This window comes from Solimonas fluminis (genome assembly GCF_002930645.1).
Classification (GTDB): Bacteria; Pseudomonadota; Gammaproteobacteria; order Nevskiales; family Nevskiaceae; genus Solimonas_A; species Solimonas_A fluminis.
The window spans coordinates 293,667-307,311 of sequence record NZ_PSNW01000001.1; the positions used below are offsets into that span (position 1 = coordinate 293,667).

Genomic DNA, 13,645 nt, shown 5'->3' on the forward strand with positions numbered 1-13,645 from the left:
GGGCCGCCCCGCACAAGGAGTGCCCATGCGTATCGCGATCCTCCTGCTGCTGGCCGCCCTGCCCCTGCAGGCCGGCGCCGCCAGCTTCGACTGCGCCAAGGCCAGCCATGCGGTGGAAAGGCTGGTCTGCGCCAACCCCACGCTGTCGAAGCTCGACGAGGACCTGGCCCTGGCCTTCAGGCAGCGCTTGGCGCTGGTGCTGGACCGCAATGCCCTGCGCGGCCAGCAGAAGGACTGGAACGGCGTGCTGCGCTCGCGCTGCGCCAAGGGCTGCCCGGCGGCGGAGGTCGAGCAGCAGTACCGCGACCAGATCGCCTCGCTGCGCGGCGCATGGGAAGAGGCCTGGAGCGACAGCTACAAGACCAACGAGCCCGGCTGGCTGGAACTGACCGTGAAGGACGCGGCCGGATTCAGCTTCCGCCTGCTGCGCAGCCATGTGGACGAACAGGACGTCGCGCTTTGCCGCCTGCCGGCCGAAGGCGCCGCGCCGTTGCTGGCGCGACTGCACGACGAACAGCACGCACAATGGAGCGAAGGCGGCTGCACGCTCGACTTCACGCTGGAGCGCGACGCACGCGGCGGCGTCACGGCCATCGGCATCGCCAGCCGCGGCTGCGAGAAGCACTGCAAGGACGGCCGGCGGCTCGACGGCCGCTACACCTCGGAGAACAACTGGGTGGCCGGCAACCAGTAGGCCGCTCAGCGGCTCCGGCGCGCCGCCTTCTCCGCGAGATCTTCCACGTAGAGATTGTCGCGGCCGGCATGCTTGGCCTTGTACAGGCAGTGATCCGCCGCGTGATAGGCATCCGACAGGGGCACGTTGGGTCCCACCGCGACGCCGCCGGCGCTCACCGTCACCACCGCCGCATGGTTGGCGCGATGCTCGATGCCGAGGTTGCGGATCGTGTCCAGCAGTTCCGCCAGGCGCTCGCGGCCGTCGTTGAGGTCGCAGTCATACAGCAGCAGCGCGAACTCGTCGCCGCCCAGGCGCGCGGCCATGTCCATGGAGCGCCGCGCGTACTGCGCCAGCACCAGGCCCAGCTCGGCCAGCACGCCGTCACCGTACTCGTGGCCGTAGAGGTCGTTGACCTTCTTGAAATGGTCCATGTCCAGCAGCGCGAAGAACATGCCGCGCTGCTGCCCGCGCGACACCGTGCGGCAGGCAATCTCGTAGCGGTCCTCCAGCGCGCGGCGGTTCGCCAGCCCGGTGAGCGGATCGCGGAAGGCCATCATCGACAGCAGCTTGCCGGCGGCCCATTGCCGGCGCGACGACAGGCGCGTGCCGAAGGCGGTCAGCAGCGCCGTCCCCAGCAGCAGCACTTCGAGGATCAGTTCCTGCGTGCCGCGCCCGGGCGAGTCGCCGGGCAGCAGCCAGGCCACCACCAGCACGGCGATGTAGCCGGCGACGAAGGCGATGCAGCGCGCCAGCGGCAGGCGTGCCAGCGTCACCACCGCCACCGGGATGGTGAGCACCAGATAGGGCTCGACGATGTGCCCCAGGTCATGCCCGCGATAGCGGATCAGTTCCACGCAGGCGACCACCAGCAGGAAGCCGCCCATCAGCAGCAACTCCGCCATGGCCGACTCCACGCGGCGCAGCTGCGACAGCGTCACCGCGATGAACAGCGGCACCACGATGCCCAGTTCGATCCACAGCAGCAGCACCACCAACTCCGGCGGCGTACCGGTGACCGCGTCCTGCCAGAAGGGCGCCGTGCCGAAGCTGAAGACGGGGATCAGTCCGAGGCAGATGCGCGTGACGCGGGCCGCGCGCCGCTCGTGGGCTTCGAATTCCTCTTCCAGCCGCGCCGGCATGCGCACGCCGCGGCGCGACTCGGAGGCGACGTCGCGCAGGGCGCGGATTTCCTCGGGATTGAGCACCTGCTCCGGCAGGACGGCATCTTCCACGGGTGCAGCAGGCCGCGCCTCCTGCAGAGGCGGCATTTCCCCGGAAGCATCTTCCGCAGTCTCGCCCGGGCTGGTAAAAGCCCCGTTCACGTGGACGCGCCCCGCATCTGCGTCTCCCTGGCCCACTGTCGCTGAACCCATGGTAGGGCCAGCGGTTCGGGATTGGGAAGCCGGAAAGCGCCCTTTTCAGGGGGTTTCCCCCTCAGAAAGTGCCAGAAAGTAAGGATTTTCCATTTGATCCACGAAAATGTGACACGGATCTCATCTTTTCTGGAGGCCCGCGTGCCCTGCGGGGCCGGCCGCTGCAATGGGGCGGACGGCATGCCGCAATCGCCGTGACGGACCGATTCTCCAGCCCACCCCCGCCGCGCGACGGCGTCGGCGCCAGCACCGTGCAGCTGCCCGAAGGCCGCTGGGACCGCGTGCTGGATTTCCTTGCCGAGCAGTTTCCCGGCATCGGTGCCGAGGCCTGGCGGTCGCGCCTCGCGCGCGGCCTGGTGCTCGACGCCCGGGGCCTGCCGCTGGCGCCGGACAGCCCCTACCGCGCCGGCGGCCACCTGCATTACTACCGGGAGCTGGAGCAGGAAACGCCCGTGCCCTTCGAGGCGCAGCTGCTGCACCGGGACGAACACCTGCTGGTAGCCGACAAGCCCCACTTCCTGCCGGTGGTGCCGGCCGGACGCCACCTCCAGGAAACCCTGCTGCTGCGCCTGCGCCGGCGCCTGGACCTGCCGGAACTGGCCCCGCTGCACCGCCTGGACCGCGGCACCGCCGGGCTGGTGCTGTTCTCGGTCGACGAACGGACGCGCGGACGCTACCAGTCGCTGTTCGCCCAGCGCGCCGTGGTGAAGGTCTACGAAGCCCTGGCGCCCCACCTGCCGCAGCGCGAGTTCCCCCTGCGGTACCGCAGCCGGCTGGAACCGGGAGATCCGTTCTTCCTGATGCGCGAGGTGGGCGGCGAACCCAACAGCGAGACCGGCATCGAGATCGCCGAGCGCCGCGGCGCGCTGGACCTCTATCGCCTGCATCCGGTCACCGGACGCAAGCACCAGCTGCGCGTGCACCTGGCGGCGCTGGGAGCTCCGATCCTGAACGACGATTTCTACCCCGAGTTGCGGCCGGCGGACGAAGCGGATTTCAGCCGGCCGCTGCAGCTGCTGGCCCGGAGCCTGGAATTCCGCGATCCGCTGGATGGCCGGTTCAGACGATTCGAAAGCCGCAGGCAGCTCCTAGAATCCTCGGACTGACTTCCCTCCGGAGCCCCCGTGGATTCCAGCGCATCCGAATTCCTGCAGCCCGCCTCGATCGTCGATTCCGATCACCCCGAGGTGGTGGCCTACGCCCGCCGTCACGCCGGCCCCACGGCCGATCCGCGCGAACGGGCCGTGTCGCTGTACTACGCCGTGCGCGACGGCTTCCGCTACGACCCCTACGCGATCGACGTCAGCGTGGAGGGCCTGCGCGCCAGCAGCGTGCTGCGCCTGGGCCATGGCTGGTGCGTGACCAAGGCCGCCCTGCTGGCCGCCGGCTGCCGCGCGCTGGGCATCCCGGCCAAGGTGGGCTTCGCCGACGTGCGCAACCACCTCTCCACGGAACGCATGCGCCGCACCATGCAGACCGACGTGTTCTACTGGCACGGCTACACCGCGATCCTGCTCGACGGCCAATGGGTCAAGGCGACGCCGGCCTTCAACATCGGGCTCTGCGAGCGTTTCCGCCTGAAGCCCCTGGAATTCGACGGCCGGGAGGACTCGATCTACCACCCCTACGACCTGGCCGGGAACCGGCACATGGAATACCTCGCCTTCCGCGGCGAGCATCTGGACGTGCCCTGGCAGGAGATGCGGGCCGACTTCGAGCGCCTGTATCCGACCCTGCCGCGGCTGGACCAGGCCAGCTTCGACGCCGATGTCGCCGCGGAAACCGTTCGCTAGCGCCGGCGCCAGGCCAGGTAGCCGGTGACCCCCGCCAGGAGCAGCATGCCCGGCAGCATCACCAGGCTGGCCGGCTGCAGTGGCGCCAGGGTCCCGCCCATCTTGCCGAAGTGGAGCAGGATCAGCGCCAGCCCGAGGCCCACGCAGCTGAGCTGGAAGCCGGTGGCCGGCAGCATGGGGGACCGCAGCGGCGCGGCCTCCAGCGCGTGCCCGTACCCCGGGGGCGGTTCGTCATGGACCGGTTCGTTGGCCACGGCATAGGCCAGCTCCGCAGCCCTGAGGCTGCTCCGCGATGGTGCGCTCATGTGGATTCCCCTGTGTCTTCAGCGAGCCAACGCAAGCCGTGTGCCAGACAGCCGGCGCCCCGCATGCTCGAACCGCGGTTCATACTGGTGTAGGCCGATTCCTATACCGGCGGGGTCGGCTCTTGGGTTTAAATGCGCCGGGGTGAGAGACGTGCGCCACGCAGCGCGCGCCATCGGGGTTGCGGGGTGAGCCGGGCGAAACAAGCGCCGGGCAAGAGGATCATGAACATCATCGACGAGTCCTGTGCCACGGACCCTGTGCCGGCGATCACCCGCGCCGCACGCTCCCGTTCCGGGAAGGCCCTGCACCATGGCTGAGCCGCAGACGCGCGGGGCACCGACCGCCGCCGACGCCGCAGCCCTGCTCGGCGAGTTGCGCGAGTCGCTGCTGGCCGAGATGGAAGGCCGCCTGCAGGCGATGATGCAGGGCGCGGACAGCCTGTTGTTCGAACTGGCGCGCAGCAGCCCCCCGACGCAGTTGCCGGGCTTCCTCAACGCACGCCACCTGCTGCGCAGCGAAACCGCGCGCGGCACCCTGGCCACCCATTTCCGCGAGGCCCTGCAGCGCCGCCTGCACCCCGCCACCGCCCGCGACACCCGCGCCCAGCAGCTGGCGCTGCGCGGCAATGACGAGGTGGAGGACAGCATCCGCCTCACCGACATGGCGGCGCGCGCCGGCAGCAGCTGCGCGGCACAGATCCAGGATCTGTCCGGCCGCTTCGACACCCTGCGCGGCCTGCTTCCGGATTTCCCGCCGGTAGGCAGCCTGACGCCGCTGGGCCTCTGCGAGGCCTTCGCCACGGCCGTGGGCGCCCTGCCCGACGGCAGCACGGCTCGCGGCGCCTTGAACCGCCTGTTCGAACAGACCGTGCTGGCGAAGCTGCGGCCGGTCTATGCCGAGGCCCTGGCCCACTGCGAACGCCGCGGCATCCTGCCTGCACCGCGCCGCGGCCGTTCCGCCGAAAGCTCCGACCGCGCCACCGCCAGCATGCTGCAGAAGGTGCAGAACGGCGAATCGCTGCTGCCGGGAGAACAGGGCCCGGCCCTGTCCGGCTTCCTGCCGGACTTCAGCGCCGGTTTCTCGGACGCCGACCTCGCGCAGCTGCTGCTTCAGGCCCTGCAGGGCCAGGCCGCCGCCGGCTTCGACCTGCCGCAGACGCGGCTGATGAAGCAGCGCGCCAGCCTGGTCGGCCGCATGATCGACGAGATCCTCGACGATCCGCAGATTCCCCAGCGCCTGCACCCGCTGATCGAGGCCTTCCGCTTCCCCGCGATCAAGGCGGCGCTCGCCGACGCCTCGTTCTTCACCAACCGGCAGCACCCGGTGCGCGTGCTGATCAACGACATGGCCGACATGGCCGGCGACACCCGCATCGGCGGCGCGGATGCGCTGCAGCGCTTCGACGGCTGGGCGCGGCGCGTGCTGCGCCAGGCCGAACTGGCCGCGGCCACCGTGCGCGAGCGGCTGGCGGGAACGCAGCCGCTGGCCGCCAGCGAAGTCGAGGGCTTCCTGCTGGAGCAAGGCCGGCAGCAGCAGGAGCGCCACAAGGCCCTGCTGCGCAAGGTGCGCGAAGTGGTCGACCAGGAACTGGAGCTGTGCACCGCCACCGCCGAGCTTCCCGATCCGGTATGGCCGCTGCTGCGCAGCGGCTGGGGCCCGATGATGGCCAGCCACCTGCTGCGCCAGGGGCCGGACAGCCAGGTCTACCGCAACGGCATGGAGCTGCTGCACCGGGTGCTGCATGCCCTCAATCCGGAATCGCCCAACGCACGCACTCCGGCGGAACGCGCCACGCTGCGCGTGGACCTGTTCAAGTCCCTGTCCGCGGTGGGCATGCCGCGCGAGCGCGCCCAGGAGCTGCTCAAGGGGCTGGACCAGGCCCTCGACGGCTTCAACCGCCAGGATCCGCCCGGCATCGGCGCCGCCAGCGCCGTCGCGCCGGCCGCATCGGCGGACTGGGAACCGCTGTCGGCCACCCTGGAGATCACGCTGAAGCGCCAGCCACGGCGCGTGCCGGATCCGGCCGCGGCACGGGCCCTGCCCAGCGAAGCCGAGCTCGAGGCCCTGGCCCGCACCACCGAGATCGCCCGCGAAATCCAGGCCCAGGCCTTGCCGCCGCCGGAGCCCTCGCCGGAATCCCCTTCGGCGGCGCCGGCCGCCGACCCGGTCGCGGAACCCGCGGCGGCATCCGATATCCCCCTGGCGCGGGCCGAGGAAGCGGAACTCGCCGAGGCCATTGCCGACGCGATCATCGACAGCGTCGCCGGCAGCGTCGAGGTCTCTGCCGAGGAGGCAGCGGAAGCCGCCGAGATCGCCGCGGTCTTCGCCGAACCTGCCGCGGAAGAACCCGAGTCCGCCGCCGAGGAAGCGGCGGCCGGGGCGGGCATCGCCTGCCTGCCGCTGGAGTTGCCGACGCCGCAGCGGCTGCTGGAACAGCTGCTGCGCATCGGCGCCTGGTTCCGCGTCTACGACCGCCGCAGCCAGGGTACGCGCTGGCTCAAGCTCAACTCCTGGTTCCCGCAGGTGAAGCGCGCCTCCTTCACCGAGTTCGACGGCCACAACGGCCTGACCGTCACCGCCGACGAGCTGCTGGAAGACCTGATGGAAGGCCGCTCCGAGCCCATCGACATCCCGCCGCAGACCGTGCTGGTGCTGCAGGCCCTGCGCCAGCAGCATGCCGACAACCAGAACGGCGCCGGCCCCGACGCGGCAGCCGCGCCCGAACCGGCGCCGAGCTCCCTCGTCGCCTGAATCCCTGCCGTGCTCAGGAGATGCGGCGCAGCCCCAGCTTGATGGCCGTGCCCAGCACCAGGCGGACCACGGTGCCGGCCACCGGCAGGGACGAGTCGAAGTCGATCGCCCACTGCACGCGCGAGCCCTCGGCGGTCTTGCTGAAGGTCAGCTCGCCGCTGTGGTTCTTCACCGGCGCGCCGCCCTTGGTGATCTTGTAGCGGATCAGGCGGTTCGGCGTGGCCGCCGTCACGGTCTCCTCGATGCCCAGGGGGGCGACACCGATCAGGCGCACCGAGCCGACGCCGTTGACGTCATCGCCCGCGGCATCGCGGATGCGCTTGACCGGCACGCCCAGCACGCGGCTCAGGCGGTTGTGGTCGGAAAGGATCGCGTAGACGTCTTCGACGGGCAGGCTGAAATCGCGGCTGACGCGAACCTGGTGCTGTGCCATGGAATGCTCCTGAAGGAAAGATGGGGAAGGCCTGGATTATGTACCGCCGGGCCGGAGGCTGCTCAGCCCCTGCGCGCCTCGATGACGCGCACCAGTTCGGCCCCCGGCAGGATCCGGCCTGCCTGGGGCTCCTGCCGGGGATCGTGCAGCCGGGCCTCGGGGAAGCCCGCCTCCCGCAGCTGCGCCAGCGCCTCGCCCGCATCGGGGAAATGCAGGTGGACCCGCCCGCGCACGAAGGCCTGCAGCAGCTTGCCGAAGACCCGCTGCGAGGTGCCGCGGTTGTCGTTGGCCAGGTGCAGGTCGGAGAGGTACAGGCCCTGGGGGAAGCGCGACAGCACGCCGGCGAAGCGCCGCCACATCCCCAGCACCGCGTCCCGGTCGAAGTAGTTCAACAGGCCCTCGGTGACGATCGCGGTGCCCTGCGCCGGATCGAGGCGGTCGGCCAGCGCCGACAGCGACAGCGGGCCGAGATCGGCCAGCGCGTCCAGCGGCTGCACGCGGTGCCCCGGCAGCAGCAGGCCGTTGCGCTCCAGGCGCTGCAGTTTCCACTCCGCCATGTGCGGCAGGTCGGCCTCGATGTAGCGCAGGCGGCGGCCATGGCGCCGCTTGAAGTCCCAGCCGCGCGGCGAAAAGCCGGCGGCGATCTCGATCACCTGGGTCACGCGCCCTTCCGCGATGGCCTGCTCCAGCAGCGCGTCGATCAGGCGGTGGCGCGCCAGCAGGAAGCCGTCCACCGTGGGCTTTCCGCGCGACTGCGCCAGCAGCGACCAGGGCTTGAGCGCATTGAACAGCAGGCGCCCCTGCGGGGTGACAAGGGCCTGGTGCGACAGGCCGTGGTGGAACCAGGCGTAGCCGGTGTAGTGGGCGGTCGGGCTGATCGCCTCGGAACTGCGTGCCATGCGTCTGCTCTTCGGGTCGGGGTTCAGGCGGCCAGCGTCGGCCGGTCCAGCAGCTGCGCCAGGCGCTTGAGCGCGGCCTCGCGCAGGGCGCGGCTGTCCACCTCGTCCGGATGGAAGTCGCGGCGGTAGTAGGCCAGGTAGCGCGGGCGCAATCTGCGCAGCCAGGGGCGGAAGTAGGCCAGCCGCCGCAGCACGCCGCGCGTGCCGAGCTTCTCGCCGGAAGCGCGGTACAGGCGGATGAAGTGCAGCATGCTGAACAGCGAGAATTCGAGCGTGGTGACCACCATCTGGCTGCGGCGGATCCACTCGCTGTCCACCTGGTCCTTGAAGACGTCGAAGGCCACGGCCTTGTGCTCGCTCTCCTCCACCGCATGCCATAGCCACAGCGCGAACACGCGCTCGTCCATGCCCTTCAGGAATTCCGGGTGCTCCAGCAGCATCTCGGCCAGCATCGCGGTGAAGTGCTCCAGCGCGCAGGTCATGGCCAGGCGCCGCTCCGGCGACAGCATGCGGTCGCGCAAGCCCAGGCCGCGCTTGACGAAGGCCTCGACCTTGCCGGTGGGCAGGCCGCGCCCCTGCATGAAGGCATTGAGGGCGGTGTGCTCGTTGCCGTGGTGCGCCTCCTGGCCGATGAAGCCGCGGATCTGCTGGCGCAGCAGCGGGTCCTTGACGCCGTCCTGCCAGGCGCGCACGGCGCGGATGAAGAAGCGCTCGCCTTCCGGAAAGGTGCAGGACTGCGCCGCCATCACCAGCGTCTTCACCACGTCGCCGTCGAACCACCAGGTGGGGATCGACTCGTCGAAGACGAAATCCATGCGCCGCACGGGAATCGCGGTGCCGCCGTCCTTGTGTTCCATCTTGCCCATGGCTCTGCTCCTCTGCCGCCCGGATTCTGCGCCCGGTTCAGGCGAAGTGATAGTCCTTCAGCGGGAACCGCGAAGCGCGCCTCAGCCCGGAGATGGTGGACGTCGGCCGCAGCAGGGTCGCCTCGCCGTGCTGGTTGAAATAGTAGCTGCGCGAGCTGGCGCAGTTGCCGTTGACGAACACCGAGTGCTCCAGGCGCTGCTTCATGTCGGCCACGAAAGCGTCGTTGGCCTGCTCGGATACCTCGAAGCTGCGCGCCTTGCGGCGCCGCAGCTCGCCGATCAGGCGCGCGATGTGCTTCATCTGTCCCTCGATCGTGGTGAAGAAGGACAGCCCGTTGTAGGCGTAGGGGCTGTTGAGGCTGAACAGGTTCGGGAAGCCCGGGATCGCGATGCCCTCGTAGGACTGGAAGCGCGTTCCGCGCCACCAGGCGCCCAGGTCCTTGCCGCCCCGGCCGATCACCTGGATCGCCGGGAAGTTCTCCTCCCAGAGGCTGAAGCCGGTGGCCAGGATCAGGGTGTCGATCGGGCGGCGCCTGCCGTCGTGGGTCACGATGGCATCCGGTTCGATGCGCGCGATGCCGTCGGTCACCAGTTCGACATTGGGGCGATTGAAGGTCGGGTAGTAGGTATTGGAGAAGGTCGGGCGCTTGCAGCCGAAGCTGTAGTCCGGCGTCAGCTTCCCGCGCAGCGCCGGGTCCTTCACCTGGCGGGCGATGTGCGCCCTGCAGACCCGCTCCATGGTGCGCGTCAGCAGCGGCAGCTCCCGGTTGTGGAGCACGCCGGTGACCATGATCGCCTCCAGCAGGCCGGAGCTGACCAGGCGCGCCGAGCGCTGCGTGGACGGCAATGCCGCGAACAGGCGGCGCAGCGCCAGCGGGATCGGGCCGTCGAGCTTGGGCGTCACCCAGATCGCGGTACGCTGGTAGACGTCGAGCTGCGCCAGCTTCGGCGCGATCTTCGGCAGCAGCTGCACCGCCGTGGCGCCGGTACCGATCACCGCGGCGCGCTTGCCCTGCAGCTCGTAGCCGTGGTCCCAGGCCGCGGTGTGGATGACCTTGCCCCTGAAGCTCTCGATGCCGGCGATGTCCGGCTTCTTCGGCTGCGACAGGAAGCCGGTGGCCGTGAGCAGGAAGCGCGCCGTCAGCGGCTCGCCGCCGGCAAGCTGCACGCTCCACAGGCGGTTGGCTTCGTCGTACACCGCTTTCCGCACCACGGTATTGAAGCGCATGTGGCGGCGCAGGTCGTACTTGTCGGCCACGTGCTCGGCGTACTTCTTCAGCTCCGCGCCCGGCGCGTAGAGGCGCGACCACCAGGGATTGGGCTCGAAGGAATACGAATAGGTGAAGGAGGCGATGTCCACCGCCAGCCCCGGATAGCGGTTGACGTGCCAGGTACCGCCGAGATCGTCGTTGCGATCCAGCAGCAGCAGCGAATCGATGCCCTGCCGCTTCAGCTCGATCGCCGCGCCCATGCCGCCGAAGCCGGTGCCGATGACGATGGCCTCGTAGTCCGGCTGCCGTTCCATGCGTTCTGCCTTGCCCATTGCTGCTCTCCGAAGAACTTATCGCCGAAGCGCCGTGTACACGGCGCGGGCGCTGCCGGCGGTCGCCACGTCGAAGACATGGCGGCGGCGGCGATGATCCATCATGTTGTAGCCGATCGCGGCCAGTTCGGCCGGCCCCGGCTCGAGCCGGATCGTGCGGATGCCGGCCGCCTGCAGCTGCGCGATCTCGCGGTCCACGATCGAGGTCATGTGCCGGCGCACGCGGCGCTCGATCCGCGCCAGCGGCGACAGCGGCCGGTCGGGCTCGCTCGAAGCCATCGGCGCCAGCACCACGGCCTCGGTCACGCCGCTGCCCAGCAGCAGGTCCGCCGAGGTCGGCGAGGCGATGCCGCCGTCGAGGTAGCGCCGGCCCTGCCATTCCACCGGCGGACACCATCCGGGCACGCCGTAGGAAGCGCAGACCGCGAGGTCCAGCGGAATCCGCGGCGCATCCTCGCGCCCGAAGGCCACGCGCTCGCCGCTGTCGACGTCCACGCCGACGATCCAGGTCTTGCGATGCGGCGCCCACTGCCCCTCCGGCACCACGCTGCCGATCAGGCGCCGGAACGGCGCCATGTCGGCGGTACCGCGCGGCAGCAGGCCGGTGAAGGCGGTGAAGGCGGAGATGCGCCGCCGCAGGCCCAGGCGCGCCAGCGGCAGGCCGGGCCATTGCGCCGCGGGCAGCGGCGGCAGCACGCCGCCGGTGTCGAGGTCATGGTTCCATGCGCAGTCCGGCGCCTCGCCGCGCTGGCTGGCGACCATGCGCTCCACCGGGACGCCGGCACCGAGCAGGGCCGACAGCACGGCCCCGCTGGAGGTGCCGATCAGGATCTCCGCCTCGCGCGGATCCCAGCCCAGCTCGCGCTGCAGCGCCGCCAGCGTGGCGATGCTCCAGGCACCGCCGGCCACGCCGCCGCAGCCGATGACCAGGGCACGGCGGCTCATGCGCGCACCCGCTTGCGCACCGGCCTGGCCGCCGCATGTGCGCGATGCGCCAGCGCGTCGAGCCGGCGCTCGTAGTCGCGGCGGCCGCCGTGGTCGAGCTTCGACAGGATGCGGTCGTCACCGATGGCGCGACGCCCCAGGCGGATCAGCCACTCCGGCGCCAGCTGCATCAGTGCCGCGGCGGGCTTCAGGAACCCCGGCACGGCCACGAACAGCTGCGGCCGCTTCAGGGCCTGCACCACCGCTGCCGCCACGTCCTCCGGGTCCACCGCCGGGATGCCCTTGCCGGCCTCCTCGGTGCCCGCGGCCAGCTCGGTACGCACCTTGGAGGGCATCACCGCGGTGAAATGCACGCCGCGGCCGCGGTACTCGGCATCCGCCGCCTCGGTCAGGCCCACCACCGCGAACTTGGTACCGGTGTAGACCACCGCCCCGGGGATGCCGAAGCGGCCCGCCAGCGAAGCGATGTTGACGATATGGCCGCTGCCGCGCTCCAGCATCTCCGGCAGCGCCAGTTGCATGCCGTGGATCACCCCGCGGAAGTTGATGTCGATCTGCGCATCGGAGCGTTCCGCCGGCTCGTCGAGGAAGGCACCCATCGGCATGATGCCGGCGTTGTTGACCAGCACGTCGACCGGACCCAGCGCGCGGCGTGCCGAATCCAGGAAGGCCCCGAAGGACCCGCGGTCGCGCACATCGAGCTTCGCGGCATGGGCGCCCAGCGGACGGGCCGCCGCCTGGGCCAGCTTGCCGTCGATGTCGCCGATGGCCACCTGGGCGCCCTCGGCCGCCAGTGCCCTGGCGATCTCCAGGCCGATGCCCCGCGCCCCGCCCGTCACCGCTACCACCTTGCCGCGCAAACCCCTGGCCATGCCGCCTCCAACCTCATCATTGAACGATGGCAATATTGGCGCCTCCGCCCGTCCGGCGTGAGACGGCGCTGCGCCATTCCGCTTATCATTTTGCGCCAAAGCCCGCCTGTCCGATGAAGCTGCCACCCGACATCAACCAGCCCTCGATCCCGGTTTCCTACCTGCAGCTGCTGGTGGAGATCATGGCCGAGCGCGGCGTGGGCCAGGAGCAGTTGCTGGCGGGCGTGCCGCTGGACGCCGCGCTGCTGTCGCAGCCGGAGGCCCGCATGTCGGCCTTCCAGTGGACGCTGCTGGCCATGAACGGCATCCGCCTGTCCGGCGACCCGGGCCTGGGCTACGAGTACGGGCTGCGCATGCGCCCGACCTCGCATGGCTTCCTGGGCTACGCCACGATGAGCTGCCCCTCCATGCAGGAGGCCATGGAGATCACCATCCGCTATGTGCAGGCGCGCCAGCGCAACTTCACGATGGCCTTGCGCCAGGATGCAGGCCACGGCGCCATCGAACTGCGCGAGAAGCACCCGATCCCGGTACTGCGCTCGTTCTTCATCGAGAACATCCTGCTGGGCCTGGCACGTGGCGGCTCGGCGATCCTCGGCATGGAGCTGCGCGATTTCGAGGGCGCGGAGATCTGGTTCGACTGGCCGGAGCCGCCCTATCACGCGGCCTACCGCGAGCGACTGCCGCCGATCCGCTTCAACCAGCCCGCCAACCTGCTGCGCTTTCCGCTGCGCTACCTGGCACTGCGGCCGGTGCTGGCCGATCCCCATGCCTCGAAGCAGGCCATCGCCCTCTGCGAGCGCGAACTGGCCCAGGCCGGGGGCCTGCAGGAAGGCGTCGGCCTACGCGTCTGCGGCGAACTGGCACTGCGGCCCGAAGGCGGCTATCCCGGCGTGGACGCGGTGGCCGCCAGCCTGCACATGTCCGGCCGCAGCCTCAAGCGCAAGCTGCAGGCCGAGGGCACCTCCTACCTGGCCCTGCTGGAGGAGATACGGCAGCGCGACGCCTTCCAGCTGCTGCGCCACTCCACCCTGGAGCTGCAGGACATCGCCGCGCGTCTGGGCTACACCAACCCGGCCAACTTCACCCGCGCCTTCCGCAAGTGGACCGGCGATTCGCCCAGCGTCTACCGGCGCCGGCTGCTGGAAGAGCAGGCTGCAGGCTAGACTGCGGCGCAGACCAGGAGAC

The 13,645-nt window shown here is 70.5% G+C and carries 13 protein-coding genes; 5 read left to right on the forward strand and 8 right to left on the reverse strand.

All coding sequences use genetic code 11. From position 1 onward, the window contains the following. Positions 1-25: 25 nt before the first annotated feature. Positions 26-694: a lysozyme inhibitor LprI family protein gene (locus C3942_RS01445; protein ID WP_104228551.1), complete on the forward strand. Its 669-nt coding sequence runs from the start codon at positions 26-28 to the stop codon at positions 692-694. A 5-nt stretch (positions 695-699) separates the two neighbouring features. Here the strand turns inward: C3942_RS01445 and C3942_RS01450 are convergent, their stop codons facing one another. Beyond that, positions 700-1,908 (reverse strand): GGDEF domain-containing protein, encoded by a 1,209-nt coding sequence (locus C3942_RS01450; protein WP_104228552.1) that lies wholly within the window; start codon positions 1,906-1,908, stop codon positions 700-702. 335 nt (positions 1,909-2,243) lie between these two features. Between C3942_RS01450 and C3942_RS01455 the strand changes: the two genes are divergently transcribed. Both C3942_RS01455 and C3942_RS01460 read left to right on the forward strand, forming a co-directional pair. Continuing rightward, the gene (locus C3942_RS01455; RefSeq protein ID WP_104228553.1) at positions 2,244-3,155 is read left to right on the forward strand and encodes a pseudouridine synthase; all 912 of its coding nucleotides are present in this window, start codon (positions 2,244-2,246) and stop codon (positions 3,153-3,155) included. 18 nt (positions 3,156-3,173) lie between these two features. Next, positions 3,174-3,842 carry a transglutaminase-like domain-containing protein gene (locus C3942_RS01460; protein ID WP_104228554.1) on the forward strand — a complete coding sequence of 223 codons (669 nt, stop codon included), beginning with the start codon at positions 3,174-3,176 and terminating at the stop codon, positions 3,840-3,842. Here the strand turns inward: C3942_RS01460 and C3942_RS01465 are convergent. Further along, complete coding sequence (locus C3942_RS01465) at positions 3,839-4,147, reverse strand: hypothetical protein (RefSeq protein WP_104228555.1); 309 nt, start codon at positions 4,145-4,147, stop codon at positions 3,839-3,841. The genes C3942_RS01460 and C3942_RS01465 overlap by 4 nt on opposite strands. Positions 4,148-4,457: 310 nt before the next feature. Here C3942_RS01465 and C3942_RS01470 point away from each other — a divergent pair, with 310 nt between their 5' ends. Beyond that, a complete protein-coding gene (locus tag C3942_RS01470) occupies positions 4,458-6,899 on the forward strand; it encodes a DUF1631 family protein (RefSeq protein ID WP_104228556.1) in 2,442 nt (813 codons plus the stop codon). Between the two features lie 13 nt (positions 6,900-6,912). Here C3942_RS01470 and C3942_RS01475 read toward each other — a convergent pair whose 3' ends face one another. The 6 genes from C3942_RS01475 to C3942_RS01500 all read right to left on the reverse strand — a co-directional run bounded on the left by C3942_RS01475 (position 6,913) and on the right by C3942_RS01500 (position 12,457). After that, on the reverse strand, positions 6,913-7,332 hold the full coding sequence (locus C3942_RS01475) for an SRPBCC family protein (RefSeq protein WP_104228557.1): 420 nt from the start codon (positions 7,330-7,332) through the stop codon (positions 6,913-6,915). A 62-nt stretch (positions 7,333-7,394) separates the two neighbouring features. Further along, positions 7,395-8,231, reverse strand: coding sequence for a class I SAM-dependent methyltransferase (locus C3942_RS01480; protein ID WP_104228558.1), 837 nt, complete (start codon positions 8,229-8,231; stop codon positions 7,395-7,397). 23 nt (positions 8,232-8,254) lie between these two features. Further along, positions 8,255-9,097 (reverse strand): metal-dependent hydrolase, encoded by an 843-nt coding sequence (locus C3942_RS01485; RefSeq protein ID WP_104228559.1) that lies wholly within the window; start codon positions 9,095-9,097, stop codon positions 8,255-8,257. A gap of 37 nt (positions 9,098-9,134) precedes the next feature. Further along, on the reverse strand, positions 9,135-10,640 hold the full coding sequence (locus C3942_RS01490; protein ID WP_207765933.1) for a flavin-containing monooxygenase: 1,506 nt from the start codon (positions 10,638-10,640) through the stop codon (positions 9,135-9,137). Between the two features lie 18 nt (positions 10,641-10,658). Then, positions 10,659-11,585 (reverse strand): patatin-like phospholipase family protein, encoded by a 927-nt coding sequence (locus tag C3942_RS01495; protein ID WP_104228560.1) that lies wholly within the window; start codon positions 11,583-11,585, stop codon positions 10,659-10,661. Beyond that, positions 11,582-12,457: an SDR family oxidoreductase gene (locus tag C3942_RS01500; protein WP_104228561.1), complete on the reverse strand. Its 876-nt coding sequence runs from the start codon at positions 12,455-12,457 to the stop codon at positions 11,582-11,584. Before C3942_RS01500 ends, C3942_RS01495 begins: the two co-directional genes overlap by 4 nt. Before the next feature lie 113 nt (positions 12,458-12,570). Here C3942_RS01500 and C3942_RS01505 point away from each other — a divergent pair, with 113 nt between their 5' ends. Then, a complete protein-coding gene (locus tag C3942_RS01505) occupies positions 12,571-13,623 on the forward strand; it encodes an AraC family transcriptional regulator (RefSeq protein ID WP_165797272.1) in 1,053 nt (350 codons plus the stop codon). Positions 13,624-13,645: the final 22 nt, after the last annotated feature.

Coding starts and splice junctions, on each gene's coding strand:
- C3942_RS01445 (WP_104228551.1), top strand. CDS start 26: ATGCGTATCGCGATCCTCCTGCTGCTGGCCGCCCTGCCCCTGCAGGCC.
- C3942_RS01465 (WP_104228555.1), bottom strand. CDS start 4,147: ATGAGCGCACCATCGCGGAGCAGCCTCAGGGCTGCGGAGCTGGCCTAT.
- C3942_RS01470 (WP_104228556.1), top strand. CDS start 4,458: ATGGCTGAGCCGCAGACGCGCGGGGCACCGACCGCCGCCGACGCCGCA.
- C3942_RS01475 (WP_104228557.1), bottom strand. CDS start 7,332: ATGGCACAGCACCAGGTTCGCGTCAGCCGCGATTTCAGCCTGCCCGTC.
- C3942_RS01480 (WP_104228558.1), bottom strand. CDS start 8,231: ATGGCACGCAGTTCCGAGGCGATCAGCCCGACCGCCCACTACACCGGC.
- C3942_RS01485 (WP_104228559.1), bottom strand. CDS start 9,097: ATGGGCAAGATGGAACACAAGGACGGCGGCACCGCGATTCCCGTGCGG.
- C3942_RS01490 (WP_207765933.1), bottom strand. CDS start 10,640: ATGGGCAAGGCAGAACGCATGGAACGGCAGCCGGACTACGAGGCCATC.
- C3942_RS01495 (WP_104228560.1), bottom strand. CDS start 11,585: ATGAGCCGCCGTGCCCTGGTCATCGGCTGCGGCGGCGTGGCCGGCGGT.
- C3942_RS01500 (WP_104228561.1), bottom strand. CDS start 12,457: ATGGCCAGGGGTTTGCGCGGCAAGGTGGTAGCGGTGACGGGCGGGGCG.
- C3942_RS01505 (WP_165797272.1), top strand. CDS start 12,571: ATGAAGCTGCCACCCGACATCAACCAGCCCTCGATCCCGGTTTCCTAC.